Below are 14,998 nucleotides of genomic sequence, written 5' to 3'. Positions count from 1 at the left end.
TGTTACATCAGCTCAGTATCTTTAACTTACAATGAAATCACGACCAATAAACAACCAGATGCTTTGGACCAAAAAAAGCTTCTCCCCGCTATCATCCACTTCGATGATAGCAGGGAAAAGCTGTTGTCGTTTGTATCTAAATTCCATTAATTCGTCTGTTTCGTCGTAATATTACCATTTGCATAAACAAAGTAACTATTCAAATAATGGCCACGGCCACCATCCGTCTTCTTGCGGTAGGCATCCACTTGATAATAGTGGTGTCCCTGGCCATCGCGATTAGCGGTGGGGATGACTGCAAACGTCTGCGACTTCGGTTCGTGGAGTACCTGGGCAACTGCTTGAGCGGCACCGGTGGCACTGGTAATATGGTCATTCGTAGCTTGATAATTATTGCCGAGACGCTTTTTGGCACTCGCGTCGGCCGCTTGATTGTCGCGCCGAGTTTGTTCTGCGCGGTCTGATGCAGCGACCGAACTGGCCGTTTTGGTTGAGATACTTGGTTCAGCTTGTGAGGTGCAGCCGGCTAATAGTAATAGGCTGCAGCCTCCGATAATGATTCCCCGAGTCACGCGTGGTCCTCCTTACTTCGTTTGTTCCTGCGACAGACTCGGATAGGGGGTCTGTCGGATAATTTTCATATCAACGATCGTCATTACACCAATGGCTAAAATTAAAACAACGGCTAGCAAAAATTTCTTCATGACGGCAACCCCACTTCATTAGATGACTTATTTCCAGTTTGGCACCCAAATGACCCGGTCGATCTGTTCCGGAATGACCGTAATCTTAGACCCAGTCTGCGGGCCATCCTGAACATCGATAACGTAGGAGATTGGGCCCGCATCAACTTCGATGATTGAACCGCGTTGACCGTCGACCGTATCGACCAGACTGTAGAGCGGAATCTCATCGTTGCTGATTTCCATTTCATAGAGCGTGAATTGGAGGAAGTACGATTTTTTACCGGTCTTGATTTTGAGTGGCGTGTCGATAGCGCCGTAATCAGGCAAGGCCCGGTTTTGAGCGTTCGGATCGTTCATGTATTGCATTTCGTCAACAGCATCAATGGCCATCTTCCATTCGCCACCCGTCAAATTAGTCTTGGAGGAGAGCGTCATCACGGAATTAGCATAAATATCGATGACATTGAAGGCTTCGTCAACTTGCTTCTTTGGCAAATACCCAATCGTATAGCCGTGTTCCGCAACTTTGAGTTCAACACGCACCGACCGCTGTGGTCCATCGACTTCTTCGACTAATTGGATTTCCCCAATGTTGGCGTTGGCATCGACCCGATATTTCTTAGCGTACAAATAGTCCGCCTTGAGCCCCGAATCGTTATAACCGCCATAGGGCTTGAAATAGCCCCGTTCACTGGCATCTGCTAACGCTGCTTCGAATTCTTTTTGATAGTAATCGAGGCCAATCACATACGAACGAAAAATCGCGCGTGAGTTCGCATTGATGCGACGCGTCTGCGGAACGGACACGGGCCGGGGTGCCGTCTGGTTGAGCCGGTTACGAAAACCGTTATTTTGCGTCTGCAATTTGACGATTTGCCGGTCCTGTTCCTGGTTCGCTAAGGTTTGGTGAACGAGTCGTTGGCGAATCGACTTCAATAACTCGGCTTGTTTGGCCGCTGCCTGGTTTGTATGGTGTAGGTGGACCAACACCGCGATTAAAATCGTGATCAAGACTAGGCAGGCAGCAATCAGCCCAGCAACAATTAAATAAATTCTCATAATAATTCACTCCAAGAAGAATTGCAGATTAGTTTAAGTATAGTCGACCAGCACGCAGAGCGCCAATTTTACGGCTGTGCTTGTCAGCGAATCGATAACAAGGTATGATATTGCTATTGTATAATAATTTTGACTGATAAGAAACGGTGGCGAACAGCGTGCAATGGTTGATTAAAATCTACCATCAAGGTGAATATTTTTGGAAATATGCCGTGTTTGGCTTTATGGCCGCGTTGATCAACGTGTTGGCATTCTGGCTACTACACGCTGTCCTGGCTGAACACTACCTATTTTCCAACACGATTGCGTGGATCGTCGCAACTTTGTTCAGTTTTTTTACCAACAAAGCGGTGGTCTTTCAATCAAAATCACAAAATTTTTGGCACTGGTGCCGCGAGTTCGTGAGCTTCATGTTAACGCGCGGACTGTCTTACTTTTTTGATACCTTCCTGATGTTTCTCGGCATCTCAGTCCTCATATGGCCAGCGATGTTAGTGAAAATCATTGATCAGGTACTTGTCGGATTGTTCAATTATGGCACCTCGCGCCTGATTTTTATGGAAAGTAATCAGAAAATGCGGATGCGCAGGATGCTGCTGAAACGGTTAAATAATCGTAATAACTAATGATGTGAATAAGCGTATTAAGCAAGTGGTCAGGGATGGCGGCTTGCTTTTTTAATCGCATTAATTAAGTGCTCGCTTCATATTCGTTAGTCAGCAAAGTCGGACGGTCGCCCTTAAATCAAATGTCCCGTCAGCTGCCAGTGCAGTAGGGCGCCACAAACGATGGTAATGACGGTGCAGCTGACGAGCAACGTCAACAGGCCGCGATTCAAGTGGCTTTCCTGTTTGCGTGCAAACGTAATTTCCACTAAGCCAATCGTGCCGAGTCCCAGCACCGCTTTAATTAGCGTCAACCACCAATTGCCGCCAAAGGTTTTGGTCGCCAAGACGACGCCGGTAATAATGATGAGCAGGTAACCCAAACGACTGAGAATCAAGTAACGATTGGCTGCTTTGATGGAATGACGACTCAGGCCTAACGTGACCGTCACCATCAGCCACAGCCAACCAAAAATGTGTCCGAATAAGTACATAGTAAAACCGCCTCCGCATTTACAATTCATGTCTAATTTTAGCATGAAAGTAACTGCTGGCGGCGGTTTCTTTTATTGGACTTTCGTTAAATTTTTCTGCTGGACGTAATTGACGAGTTCGAGCACCGTTTTGAAGCGATTAAACGGGGTGACGATGTGGACACCGTTGAAGCGGGCGCAGATGCCATCGATTAATTCCTTGGCAATCGTGATTCCGACGGCTCGTTCGTTGCCGTCCAATTCAGCCTGTTGCATCCGTTCCAGCACTGACTTAGGAAGCCGGATGCCGTGGACTTCGTGATGCAAAAATTCAGCATTACGACGCGAAACTAAGGGCATCACGCCAACAAAGACTGGCACGTCGATCTGATTGGCAGCCAGCGCATCGGCTAATGCATCGACATTAGCGAGGTCGTAGACGGGTTGCGTAATAATGTAGTCACAACCATAACTGAGTTTGCGACTGATCGATTTAGTCGACACATCGGTCCGATACGCGTTCGGATTGAAGGCACCGGCGACCCGAAAGTCACTAGCTTCTTTCAACGACTTCCCAGTAGGACCAATGCCGCTATTAAACTGTTTGATCAGCTTCATCAGTTCAACAGAACGGACGTCTCCGACCGAAGTCGCACCCGGAAAATCGCCGAGTTTTGCCGGATCACCGGTCACGGCCAAGATGTCTTCAATACCGAGACTGTGCAATCCCATGATTTCGGATTGCAAGCCAATCAGGTTGTGGTCACGGGTCGTTAAATGAACGATTGGCGTGATGCCGTAATTCAACTTCAACTGCGCCGCAATTGCGGTGTTGGCGATTCTGACCGTCGCGAGGGAGTTGTCCGACAGCGTTATTCCATCGACACCGGCTGCTTTGAGACGCTCAGCGCCCCGGAAAAATTTACGGGTATCGAAATCACGCGGTGGATCTAACTCAACCAGGACGGTCTTTTCCGTCGCAACCTTGTGTAAAAACCGGTGCTGACTTTTCGTCGTGACGAGCGTCGGTGCCTGGGCCACATGGGTCGGTGCGTTATGCGGCACTAGACTGCGACTGCTTAAGCCGCGAACGGTCGCCGCGGTATGAAGTGGCGTCGTCCCACAACAACCACCGATAATCGACAGGCCCAATTGGCGAAAGCGTTCGGCATATTCTTCAAAGTAACTCGGTTCGCCATCATAGACGATTGCGCCGTCCTGGTCAGTGCCCGGTAGTCCGGAATTTGGGTAAACGGCGAGCTTGACATCCGCTGGAATCGCCAAATTTTCAAACGACTGCGCGAGGTAGTAGGGGCCGAGTCGGCAGTTGGTCCCAATCACGTCCGCGCCGGCCGCGTGCAGTTGGACAATGGCATCCGTGAAGCTCGTCCCGTTGCGCAGGACACCAGCGGCCAACATTGATACGTTCGTAATCACCGGTAGATCCGTGTGTGCTTTGACGATTTTGAGTGCGGCTAATAATTCACTCAAATCATAGTAAGTTTCCAGTAAAATCCCATCTAACTGTTCTGTTGCTAGCAGGGCGGTCAGTTGTTCGGTGACATTGGCCGTAATTTCGGCTTGCGTGGCGCGTTGGACAGCTGCATCTGTGTCGCCGGCTAGCCCACCAATCGTGCCTAAAATATAAACCGGATGATCAGCATGCTCGCGGGCGGTGACGGCGATTCTGACGGCGGCCTGGTTGATGGTCGTGACCTGATCTTGCAAGTCGTAGCGCGTCAATTTGAGTCGATTGGCCGCGTAGGTGTTCGTTTGAATAATGTCTGCACCCGCCTGAATATAGGATTGATGCACGCGTAAGATCGTGTCCGGATGCGTCAAGTTGAGGTTTTCAAAGGCCGAGTTGATGCCGTAGTTACCATATAAGAGGGTGCCCATTGCGCCATCAGCCAAGAGAACTCGCTGTTGTAAGGCTTGTCTGAGATTCATCCGCACGACCTCCTTTAATGGACACTGCTAGTGAGCTGAGCTTGAATCGCGTTACGAGCAGCCACCATGTTCTTGAGGGCTGCCAGCGTTTCTGGTTCTTGACGGGTTTTGAGCCCACAGTCGGGATTGATCCAGAACTGGTGGGCATCGATGACTCGCAGTGCCCGTTGGATATTGGCTTCGATTTCAGCCACACTTGGGACGCGGGGACTGTGGATATCGTAGACCCCGAGGCCAATTTCCTTATCGTAGCCCGTTTGCTCAAAGGCACTGATGATTTCGCCGTGGCTCCGCGACGTTTCAATCGAAATGACGTCAGCATCTAATGCCTTGATGGTGTCGATGATGTCGGCGAAATTCGAGTAGCACATGTGGGTGTGAATCTGGGTGTCATTTTGGACGCCAGTTGTCGTAATTTTAAATGAGTAGACCGCTTCGTCTAAGTAAGCCTGCCAGTGGCGCTGCTTGAGTGGCAGGCCTTCTCGAAGTGCGGGTTCGTCGACTTGGATGATCTTAATGCCCGCTTGTTCGAGGTTGTTGACTTCTTGCCGGAGCGCCAGGGCAATTTGATTTTGAACCTGGGCCTTTGGGATGTCATCGCGAACGAAGCTCCAGTTGATAATCGTCAGCGGCGCCGTCAGCATGCCCTTGACAGGCCGGTCAGTCAAACTCTGCGCGTAGACGGATTCAGCGACGGTAATCGGTTCGGTGTAAGCCACGTCGCCAAAGATTACTGGTGGCCGAACCCCACGTGACCCATAGGATTGGACCCAGCCGTTTTGAGTGGCGTAAAACCCAGTCAGTTTTTGACCAAAGTATTCGACCATGTCAGTCCGTTCAAATTCGCCGTGGACGAGGACGTCCAAACCGAGGTCTTCTTGCAACTTGATCCAGCGCTTAGTTTCAGCGTGAAGGAAGGCTTGATAGTCGGCATCCGAAAGATTGCCTTTGCGCCATGCAGCCCGTTTCGCGCGGACCGTGGCACTTTGCGGGAAGCTCCCAATCGTGGTCGTTGGCAGTAGTGGCAACCGCAAGCGGTCGTGCTGCAGCTTGATTCGAGTCGCAAATGGGGCCTGCCGTTCAAATTTCTGATTTTCGAGCTGGGCCTCAGCTGCTCGAACGGCTTGATTATTCCGGTGACTGGATTGATTGAGCGCGTTCAGATTTGCCTGGTTACGGTCAAACGCGGCTTGAACTGCATCGACGCCATGATTGGCGGCTTCCGTCAGCACGTGCAACTCTTGGAGCTTTTCGTCGGCGAAAGCCAGGCCACCGAGCAAAATACGATCGGCTTTCGTTTCATTTTTGGTCGTGATTGGCACGTGTAACAGCGAGTTAGCGGGTTGTAGCCACAGTTGGTCGTCACTGACGATTTGGCGCAGTTGTTGCACCAGCTCGAGTTTGACGTTCAGGTCGCTAGCCCAGACGTTATGACCGTCGATAATCCCAGCGGCTAAGATTTTGTCAGCTGGGAAACCGTGTTGGCGCAGGTGGTCCAGGTTTTCACCGTGGTCGTGGACTAAATCGAGCCCCAGCGCCTGGACGGGTAGGTCAACGATTTGGTCATACAAGTCGAGACTGTCAAAATAGGTTTGTAATTCGATTTTTAGATCCGGCACAGCTGTGTGTAAGGCAGTCAATGCAGTGGTGTAGGGGCGGAGTTCGTCTGGCTGCGTCGTTTTGACCAGGGTCGGTTCGTCCAGTTGGATCCATTTAGCCCCAGCGTCCGCGAGTTCCTGGAAAACCTGCTGATAAAGTGGCAGGAGTTGTGGGAGTAATTCTGCGACTGCGGCGTCGTCCAAGTACTGCCCGTTTCGTTTGCCGAGTTTCAGAAACGAAACTGGGCCCAAGATGACGGGCTTGCCATCAATGCCTAATTCTTGCTTGGCTTCTTGGTAGTACCGCAACCAACGATTGTCGAGTAGTTTAAACGTGACATCGTCGAATTCTGGCACGATATAGTGATAGTTAATGTTGAACCATTTCGTCATTTCAGCGGCGACCGCCGTATCCGTACCACGCGCAATCGCGTAATAATCTGGTAAATCAAGTGCTTGGTCAAAGTGGCCGAAGCGCGTTGGAATGGCATTGAAGGCGACCAGGGTGTCTAGTACGTGGTCGTAGTCGGAATTATCCGCGACCGGAATGTAGTCGACGCCTAAGTCACGTTGCTTTTTTAAATTCGCCAACCGTAATTTCTTGGCGTTGGCGTGGAAGGTCGCGTTGTCGAGCTGACCTTTCCAAAAATGTTCCAATAGATGTTTCCATTCCCGATGTTCCCCTAAACGTGGATACCCCAAATTGCTATTAATAATTGTCATCGCTGACCACTCCTTCTCATTTGCTCATTAATTTAAACAAAAAACGGCAACCTCATCCTCATTAAAGGACGAAGTTGCCGTTCGCGGTACCACCTTAATTCGTCAGCACCTCACGATGTTGACCTCAACCCGTACGTTTCATACGGTAGCTTAATAACAGCAACTAACTGTCATCACCTAGCAAGTGCTCAGTGGTGCCGTTTGGAGGCCATTTTTCATCAGTCGTTTTCCGGTTTGGTTTCCACTATTCCAAACTCACTGCACGGGTAGCGACGATTACTTTCCTCTTCGGAACGTTTACGTGTTTTATGATTGATTAGAAAATACCACCGTTTACTCATTTAGTCAAATTATTTTTTAATGTTTTTAACATATTTTGTGTTAATGGACATTAAAGATGATTCAAACGTGCTAATTGTGGATTCTTGTTCGTCAGCCGATGCGCGCCATATTCCGACCTCCGGGGCCGGCTGACAACGCTGGAACAGGGCGGACATCGATTTGAACTCACGCAGCAACCCACTGCGCAATTTCAAATACGAGTCTTATTCTAAGCCGGAAGCAGCCCACTTCCAGCTAAGAATAATTTGGCTACTGAGCATTGTCAGCCAGCCCCTACAGTCGGGAACCCGCTCGAATGGCAGATGAACGGCCACCTAACTAAGCACAATTGGCCACTGAATATTTGGTGACAGATTCTTCAGGCACAGGCTTAATCAGAATCGATGATACTTTTAGTGTTCGAGTACTGAGAAGATTATCTGAATATTATTCACTATTTTTAATGCCACTAATTTCAATGGACTCTAGTCTTGAAGTTAGTTGATAAAATGGACTTCATTTATAACTAGAGCCTTTTTTATCTCTGGTAACTAGAGGAAAGCCTAACAAATTCAGTGAAGTTGCTTGTCAAAAGTACCGTATGCTAAGAATCAACGACTAATCCAACAAAAAGCTGAGTCCGTACATGTTTGCCTTTCTAATGCCATCCCAGAATGAATGGAAGCTGGCATAGGACGCAGGTATCACAGAATGTTTATGGCAAGTCGCCTTATTTTCCAGCGGTTCTAAGCTGGTGATTTTTGAACTTAGGCTAATCGTCCTAACCACATCAACTGCAATCCACGGGGTCGCAAATGAGCTAATTATCAATAGAATTATCGTCGATTTAGACCGGTTACTAGATTGATTAACGTGTTTAATTAGTTCGCACCGAACATCTCACGCTTGCCAGCGACCGTCTCGAAAATAAACTGAATCAGCCAGTTTTATAAAAATGAAAAAGTGCCACAATCCCCGATAAATCAGAGTTTTTAGCTATCACGATAATTCCAGTCATCTACATACAAACTGCTGCAACCTTCACGAAATCATCACATTTTTTTCGGGTTATGGTTATTAATTTTTACTGAAAAGTTGCTAGTATAGTTGGTGAGCCCACTAGCGAAGTATCAGAAATAAAATAAATAATGATGAGGATGATGAATTAATGAGTTTGTGGCAACGATTATTTAACCACCACCAACAGCCCAAGCAGGCAGTACTGATTCTGGGGAGCGGCCGATCAGGTACCTCAGTTATGACGAAATGCATTAATTTGATGGGTATTTCGTTAGGAACCGATAATTTATTGGCACCAAGCAAGAAAATCAATCCTAAAGGTTACTTCGAAAATAAGGACGTTATCAAAATTCATAAGTCCTTAGGAAGTCGCGTTCGTTATCGACCGGCTTTTAAGGGTTACTACGATAGTTCGAAGATCAAAAAAGATCGGGCGGACTTAACCAACTACCTCAAAAATTTCTTTGAAAATGAACAATATTTAGCAATCAAGGATCCACGGATGAATGATTACATCGAACTCTGGCAGCATGTCTTAGCCGACGTTGATGTCTTACCAGCCGAAATCGTGTTGTTACGGAATCCAATGGACGTGGTTCATTCGAACGAACGTGCTTGGCACCGGGATACGACCTTAGCAATGCGTCAATGGCAAGTACGGACGCTGTTATCTTTACGTGACAGTGACCGGACCCACCGAATCCTTGTGACGTATGAAGATTTGTTTGGTCAGACCTTAACGACACTCAAACGTATCGCCACCCAATTTGATTTACCATGGACCGACGATGAGGCCGCCTTGCAAGCTAAAATCGATGATTTCATTGATCCAGCCCTACAAAAGAGTGATAGCGGTGAGAGCTTAGCGGATTTTGAAGCGCGTACAGATGTGGAACCAGACGTTAAGGCACTTTACTTACTAGGCCGGCAAGCTGCCACAGATCCGGACTTCTTTGCTTCAGAAGAATTCCAACAAAAGATCGATGAGATGACGGACCAATATCTGGCCGATTACGGTGCGTTATATCGGGATTTCAATGCCAAAATCAACAGTAAGACGTTCTTCGTCTTTGGTGAAGACCAAGCGCAAGTTGACCAAGTCAATGACATTTTACGCGCCAACCAAGTCAAAATGGTCGGGACAGAAGCCGACAGTCATGCCGTTGCCGAAGATTTGAGCGAACGGTTGAACAATGAGACCCTGAACGTCAAGACTTATCCGTTAGATTACTTAGTCGTTGAGCAGAAGGAAGAACTCAACAATTATTTGCGTAAGAATGCCAAACGCGAGGCACTCTGGGGTATTGGCGATGCTAAAAACAACGAAATCGTCGAAATGTTGACCAATGTCAGCCGCGAACTGGGTGCCGACACCCATAACGTGGTGATTGCGGATGATTTGACGGCAATCGATGATCCACGAGAACTGCGGATTGCCATCCAACACTTGATTCGGACGCTACACGCCGTTGAACGGCCACCGTACCAAGTGATCATGGCTGACCAGTTAGCAACTCCCGCGACTCAGGCGACGCTCAAGGCGTTTGTGGCCACAGAACCGATTAAGGCGGACCAGCCAACTGATTCGAAACCGGATGAAACATTCAAATTACGGACGCCAATCGATTTCCAGGAAGTCGCTGGCACATTGACTGCGCTATGTGAACAAGCCAGTCAGGATAGTACCAAACAAGCAACGTTAAATCATTTTGTAAGTGTTAATTATGATGAAATTTTAAATGTGAAAGGTGATCAATATGCAAACAGTGTACGGAATTAAAGCCCATGGTGGTAAGTTAATCAACTTAGAAGATTTTAGCGATGAAACACGGCAAGCAGCCGAACAATTACCAAGCTTGACCATCAATAATTGGAATATTTCTGATTTGGAATTGATCGGGATTGGTGGGTTTAGTCCACTGACGGGGTTCATGTTGAGTGACGATTACCATTCAGTTGTCAACACGATGCACCTGAAGAGTGGGGTAATCTGGAGTGTGCCGATTACGCTCGGTGTCAGCCAAGCAGATGCCGACCGGATCGAATTAAATAGTGAAATCGCCTTAAAAGGTGAAGATGGCATTATTTACGGGACGATGCGGGTTGAAGACAAGTACGTCCCTGACAAAGAACTTGAAGCTCAGAACGTATATAAGACGACCGAAGAAGCCCATCCTGGTGTTAAACGCCTATACGCCAATGGTGACGTTTATCTGGGTGGCGCCATCAAGTTGCTCCACAAGCCAGACCACGGTGCCTTCAGTGATTACTACATGGAACCAATCGAGACTCGCAAGATGTTCCATGACTTAGGGTGGAAGCGCATCGTTGGTTTCCAGACACGGAACCCAATTCACCGTGCTCACGAATACATTCAAAAATTAGCCTTAGAAAACGTTGACGGCTTATTCTTGAACCCATTAGTTGGTGAGACCAAGGCCGATGATATTCCAGCGGATGTCCGGATGGAAAGTTACAAGACGATTCTGAAGTACTACTACCCAGAAGACCGAGTGCGGTTAGTCATTTATCCAGCTGCAATGCGGTACGCTGGTCCTAAGGAAGCCATCTTGCATGCCATCGTTCGGAAAAACTACGGCTGTACTGACTTTATCGTCGGCCGGGACCATGCCGGTGTTGGCGATTACTACGGTACTTATGAAGCCCAAGAATTGATTTCATCCGTTGAAGATGAGATGGGCATGCACTTCTTCAAGTTTGATAACTCCTTCTACTGCAAGAAGTGTGGTTCAATGGCCACTCAAAAGACCTGCCCACACGGCGAAGAAGACCATATCTCATTAAGTGGGACTAAGGTCCGTAAGATGTTGGCTGATGGGATCGTGCCACCAAAGGAAGTTTCTCGTCCAGAAGTTGCCAAGGTCTTAATCGAAGGTTTGAAGCGGAAACGCGAACAGCAACAGGAGGTTTAATGAATGACAAAGTCAGAGAATATAACTTGGCATCATTCACAAGTTAGCAAGGAACGGCGCCAAGCACTCAATCATCACAAAAGTGTCGTCCTATGGTTTACTGGGCTCTCAGGTTCAGGTAAATCCACGATTGCCAATGCCGTTGAAAAGGCCTTGTTTGACCAACAAATTGGTAGTTACGTCTTAGATGGCGACAATATGCGGTTTGGACTGAACAGTAACTTGGGCTTTTCGGCTGAAGACCGGGAAGAAAACATTCGCCGGATTGGTGAAGTTGCCAAACTGTTCGTTGATGCAGGCGTCATTATTTTGACTGCCTTCATCTCACCATATCGGGCCGACCGTGATAAAGTTCGTGAGAACCTTGAAGCGGACGAATTCATCGAAGTATTCGTTGATACGCCGCTGGAAGTCTGCGAACAACGCGACGTTAAGCAGTTGTATGCCAAGGCTCGTCGCGGTGAAATCAAAGGCTTCACGGGTATTGATGCGCCATACGAAGCACCGCTCAACCCCGAAATTACCATCGACACTTCCAAACAACCGCTAGCGGATTCAGTCAAGCAAGTCCTGACTTACTTAGCTGATCACAACTACGTTAGCTTAGCGACTGCCGATGAAAACTAACGAAATCTTGACTGCTATCGTGCAATCAATCGCTAAAATGGACCGAATCTTGGTCTATCGTCATACCAATCCAGATCCCGATGCAATCGGGGCTCAGTTTGGACTGGTCGCACTATTAAGCGCGGCCTATCCAGACAAAACGGTGGTGGCGATGGCCCAAGTTCCGGGCCATTTGGCGTGGTTGCATGCCGACGACCAACCAGCCATTACGCCGCAGTCGACGGATTTGATCATTGCAGTCGACTGTGCCAACCAGCAGCGATTAGCCGGTGATCTGCCGAGCGACGCATTTACGATTAAAATCGACCATCACCCCAATCGAGATCCTTATGGACAGCTGAACTGGGTCGATGAAAGTTACAGTAGTTGTTCGGAAATGATTTTTGACCTCGCAAAGAGTGACCCAGCCCGTTTTAACATCGATACTGCGATTGCAACCGATTTGTACGCCGGTATTATCGGTGATACGGTGCGGTTTTCAACGCCGGAAACGACGGCGAGGACACTGGCGATTGCGAGTGAACTTGCTACAACTGGTATCGACATCGCTACTTTGAGTCACCATGAGATGGATTTGACCCCGGCGTTGAGCAAGTTGTACGGTTACGTCTTGAGTCAGCAAACGATTGAAGCGAACGGTTTAGCTCACGTGGTGCTGCCACGCCAGTTGTTTGACAAGTGGGGCATTAACTACGGCGATGAGGACGCGATCGTACCGCTGCTTGGGAATCTGACGACGGTCAAAGTCTGGTTGTTTTTCATCGAAACGCCAGAAGGCAATTATCGGGTCCACTTCCGCTCGAAAGCCATCAACGTGAACGGCGTGGCAAAGGCCTTCAATGGTGGCGGCCATCCGTTAGCGAGCGGGGCATTTGTGCCGGATTTAGCCACGACTGAGCAAGTCGTCGACCAAATGCGAGCGCAAGTGTTAGCACAAACCGCATCAGAGCAAGTATAATTAGGTTAATATTATAAATAAAGTAATAGGGTTGGTGAATGGTAAATGCGAAAGCGAAATTGGTTGATTGCGCTAATTGTCGTCATTGTGGTGGCAATCGGCGGTGGTTGGGGATATTACAAGTATCATCAATCTACGACGAATTCGACGACGACTAGCAAGGTCCGGTCGGCAAGTAAGACGAAGAAGGATATCAACACGCGTTTGGTCAAGACTGAAATCAAGGCCCAAGCGGGTGAGACGGCAACGCTCAAGAAGGCCGTCGCTAATAAGAATTACACGGTCAATAACATGTATACCAAAGTCAATCCGTACGGCGTTTCACCACTTTCGGCTAAGGTGATTTTCCACACGGATCAGGCGGCTAAAGTGAGTTATACCGTGGTAGGTAAGAGTGCCAAGACGTCAATCTCCAATACCATCAGTAAGTACTCGACGAGCCATGACTTGACGGTACTCGGGTTATACGCGAATACGAATAACCAAGTTAAAATCAAGGTAACGTACAAGAATGGGACGTCAACGACCAAAACGATTCGTTTGAAGACGGCCACGTTACCTTCAGCGTTAACGGATTTCAAGATCAACGTTAAGAAGGCTAACAAACAAAAGATGGTTCTCGGTACTGGAAATTCGAAGTTGACCTTCATGGTTCGGACAACGATTTCTGGTAGCAAGCAGTCAAAGAACTTATCCTTTGGGATCGATGCCGATGGTAATATTCGGTGGTACACCACGCGGCCAACCTCACACATTTTCAAACAACTCAACAATGGACATTTACTCATTTGGACCAAGTCGAATGCTAAGAATTCATACTTCGACGAGTTAGTGGAAATGGACTACACGGGTAAAGTTTACAAGACTTACAAGTTTAACCATAAGGCTTGGGGCAAGGCTAAGGGTTCTAAGAAGCAGAACCATAACCAAGTCCACCATGATGTGACTGAGCTGCCAAACAGTGACTTGATTGCGACCGTTTCAGATGGTGGTCGGACTTATGTCGAAGATACCATGATCGTTATTTCGCATAAGACCGGTAAGATCACCAAGGTCATCAACATGAAGAATCTGTTACCGGCCAAGTTCTATACCAAATACAATGCCACTAAGTCGAATAAATACATGGGTAAGAAAGATTGGTTCCATCAAAACTCAGTCTATTATGACAAGACGGACAAGAGCCTGATTATTTCTAGTCGGAACCAAAATTTAGTCATGAAGATCGACTACAAGACTGAAAAAATCAAGTGGATTCTCTCGAGTAAGAAACGGTCGGCATGGCCGAAGTCTTACCGCAAGTACTTGCTGAAGGCCAAGGGTAAGATTGCCTGGCCAGGTGGTCAACATGCGGCGATTGTGGACCCATCGACCTTAGGTAACAAGGGTTCCTTGAATGTGCTGATCTTCAACAATAATGTGGCAGTCGGGACGACCAAGAAGTCCTTGCAAGACTCTTCTGGTAAATATTCCGAAGGTGTCGAATACCACATTAACGAGAAGACCAAGACTATTTCACAAGTCGGTGCTTATGGGAAGTCACTCGGTAAGAAGAACTTCGCAAATATCATTGGTTCGAACCGTTACTTGAGTGCTTCCAACCGCTTGATCGACTTTGGTTGGTTGAACAATGGTAAGTCGGCCAATATTATTGAATACGACCTCAAGAGCAAGCAACAAGTGTTTAACGTTGAATTGACAGGATTGCCAAGCGGTGGTTACGTCTACCGGGCAGAACGTTTCTCATTGTATCCAACGAAGCATGCTTATGGGATCAATGAGTAGTGTTGCGATTGACGAACTGATCATATAGCTAGTAAGTGCAGGATTGCAGCCTGGTTCACTAGGTGACTGGCAGTGATGTGAAGTTCATTCGTCACACAAATCTTAGATGGAAATAAGTTCCTCGCGGTTTTGGCGCGAGGGGCTTATTTTTTTGAGCCGGAGTTTGAGCCGGAGTTTGAGCCGGAGTTTGAGCCGAAGTATTCCACGTGAGCCCTGACTGGCGTGGCGAGTACCGTGCTTCACTTGTAATCTTCACCATA

At 47.9% G+C, this 14,998-nt stretch carries 11 protein-coding genes and 1 other annotated feature; of the genes, 6 read left to right on the top strand and 5 right to left on the bottom strand.

What is annotated here, in order from left to right:
- Positions 1-146 precede the first annotated feature (146 nt).
- Positions 147-572, bottom strand: a complete 426-nt coding sequence (locus KGF70_RS09465) for a hypothetical protein (protein WP_050339987.1) — start codon at positions 570-572, stop codon at positions 147-149.
- A 159-nt stretch (positions 573-731) separates the two neighbouring features.
- Positions 732-1,745, bottom strand: a complete 1,014-nt coding sequence (locus KGF70_RS09460) for a hypothetical protein (RefSeq protein WP_050339988.1) — start codon at positions 1,743-1,745, stop codon at positions 732-734.
- A 158-nt stretch (positions 1,746-1,903) separates the two neighbouring features.
- On the opposite strand from KGF70_RS09460, the gene KGF70_RS09455 reads away from it, so the two are divergent.
- Positions 1,904-2,371, top strand: coding sequence for a GtrA family protein (locus tag KGF70_RS09455; RefSeq protein WP_225441571.1), 468 nt, complete (start codon positions 1,904-1,906; stop codon positions 2,369-2,371).
- Positions 2,372-2,484: 113 nt separating this feature from the next.
- Here the strand turns inward: KGF70_RS09455 and KGF70_RS09450 are convergent, their stop codons facing one another.
- From KGF70_RS09450 to metE, 3 genes are all read right to left on the bottom strand, one after another.
- Positions 2,485-2,844: a YisL family protein gene (locus tag KGF70_RS09450; RefSeq protein ID WP_181185403.1), complete on the bottom strand. Its 360-nt coding sequence runs from the start codon at positions 2,842-2,844 to the stop codon at positions 2,485-2,487.
- Positions 2,845-2,916: 72 nt separating this feature from the next.
- Positions 2,917-4,773 (bottom strand): bifunctional homocysteine S-methyltransferase/methylenetetrahydrofolate reductase, encoded by a 1,857-nt coding sequence (locus KGF70_RS09445; RefSeq protein ID WP_216768068.1) that lies wholly within the window; start codon positions 4,771-4,773, stop codon positions 2,917-2,919.
- 14 nt (positions 4,774-4,787) lie between these two features.
- Positions 4,788-7,094 carry a 5-methyltetrahydropteroyltriglutamate--homocysteine S-methyltransferase gene (metE, locus tag KGF70_RS09440; RefSeq protein WP_216768069.1) on the bottom strand — a complete coding sequence of 769 codons (2,307 nt, stop codon included), beginning with the start codon at positions 7,092-7,094 and terminating at the stop codon, positions 4,788-4,790.
- A gap of 61 nt (positions 7,095-7,155) precedes the next feature.
- Positions 7,156-7,395 (bottom strand) — a binding site (T-box leader).
- A 1,188-nt stretch (positions 7,396-8,583) separates the two neighbouring features.
- Between metE and KGF70_RS09435 the strand changes: the two genes are divergently transcribed.
- Genes KGF70_RS09435 through KGF70_RS09415 form a run of 5 tightly spaced genes read left to right on the top strand, consistent with a single transcriptional unit; the run spans position 8,584 to position 14,738 of the window.
- A complete protein-coding gene (locus tag KGF70_RS09435) occupies positions 8,584-10,215 on the top strand; it encodes a sulfotransferase family protein (RefSeq protein ID WP_216768070.1) in 1,632 nt (543 codons plus the stop codon).
- Positions 10,193-11,368, top strand: a complete 1,176-nt coding sequence (gene sat / locus KGF70_RS09430) for a sulfate adenylyltransferase (protein ID WP_003638412.1) — start codon at positions 10,193-10,195, stop codon at positions 11,366-11,368. Before KGF70_RS09435 ends, sat begins: the two co-directional genes overlap by 23 nt.
- Positions 11,369-11,371: 3 nt before the next feature.
- Positions 11,372-11,995, top strand: a complete 624-nt coding sequence (gene cysC / locus KGF70_RS09425; protein ID WP_216768071.1) for an adenylyl-sulfate kinase — start codon at positions 11,372-11,374, stop codon at positions 11,993-11,995.
- The gene (locus tag KGF70_RS09420) at positions 11,985-12,953 is read left to right on the top strand and encodes a bifunctional oligoribonuclease/PAP phosphatase NrnA (RefSeq protein ID WP_216768072.1); all 969 of its coding nucleotides are present in this window, start codon (positions 11,985-11,987) and stop codon (positions 12,951-12,953) included. Before cysC ends, KGF70_RS09420 begins: the two co-directional genes overlap by 11 nt.
- A gap of 45 nt (positions 12,954-12,998) precedes the next feature.
- Complete coding sequence (locus KGF70_RS09415; protein WP_216768073.1) at positions 12,999-14,738, top strand: aryl-sulfate sulfotransferase; 1,740 nt, start codon at positions 12,999-13,001, stop codon at positions 14,736-14,738.
- The last annotated feature ends 260 nt before the right edge of the window (positions 14,739-14,998 follow it).

Source organism: Lactiplantibacillus sp. 7.2.4 (genome assembly GCF_018991185.1).
Lineage (GTDB): Bacteria > Bacillota > Bacilli > Lactobacillales > Lactobacillaceae > Lactiplantibacillus > Lactiplantibacillus pentosus.
The sequence above is the reverse complement of the archived record's forward strand: the minus strand, read 5'-3'. Positions and strand labels throughout refer to the sequence as shown.

Bases quoted from the DNA above. Each gene is read 5' to 3' on its own strand.
- cysC (WP_216768071.1), top strand. From the start codon at position 11,372: ATGACAAAGTCAGAGAATATAACTTGGCATCATTCACAAGTTAGCAAG.
- KGF70_RS09450 (WP_181185403.1), bottom strand. From the start codon at position 2,844: ATGTACTTATTCGGACACATTTTTGGTTGGCTGTGGCTGATGGTGACG.
- KGF70_RS09420 (WP_216768072.1), top strand. From the start codon at position 11,985: ATGAAAACTAACGAAATCTTGACTGCTATCGTGCAATCAATCGCTAAA.
- KGF70_RS09445 (WP_216768068.1), bottom strand. From the start codon at position 4,773: ATGAATCTCAGACAAGCCTTACAACAGCGAGTTCTCTTGGCTGATGGC.
- KGF70_RS09435 (WP_216768070.1), top strand. From the start codon at position 8,584: ATGAGTTTGTGGCAACGATTATTTAACCACCACCAACAGCCCAAGCAG.
- sat (WP_003638412.1), top strand. From the start codon at position 10,193: ATGCAAACAGTGTACGGAATTAAAGCCCATGGTGGTAAGTTAATCAAC.
- KGF70_RS09415 (WP_216768073.1), top strand. From the start codon at position 12,999: ATGCGAAAGCGAAATTGGTTGATTGCGCTAATTGTCGTCATTGTGGTG.
- KGF70_RS09460 (WP_050339988.1), bottom strand. From the start codon at position 1,745: ATGAGAATTTATTTAATTGTTGCTGGGCTGATTGCTGCCTGCCTAGTC.
- metE (WP_216768069.1), bottom strand. From the start codon at position 7,094: ATGACAATTATTAATAGCAATTTGGGGTATCCACGTTTAGGGGAACAT.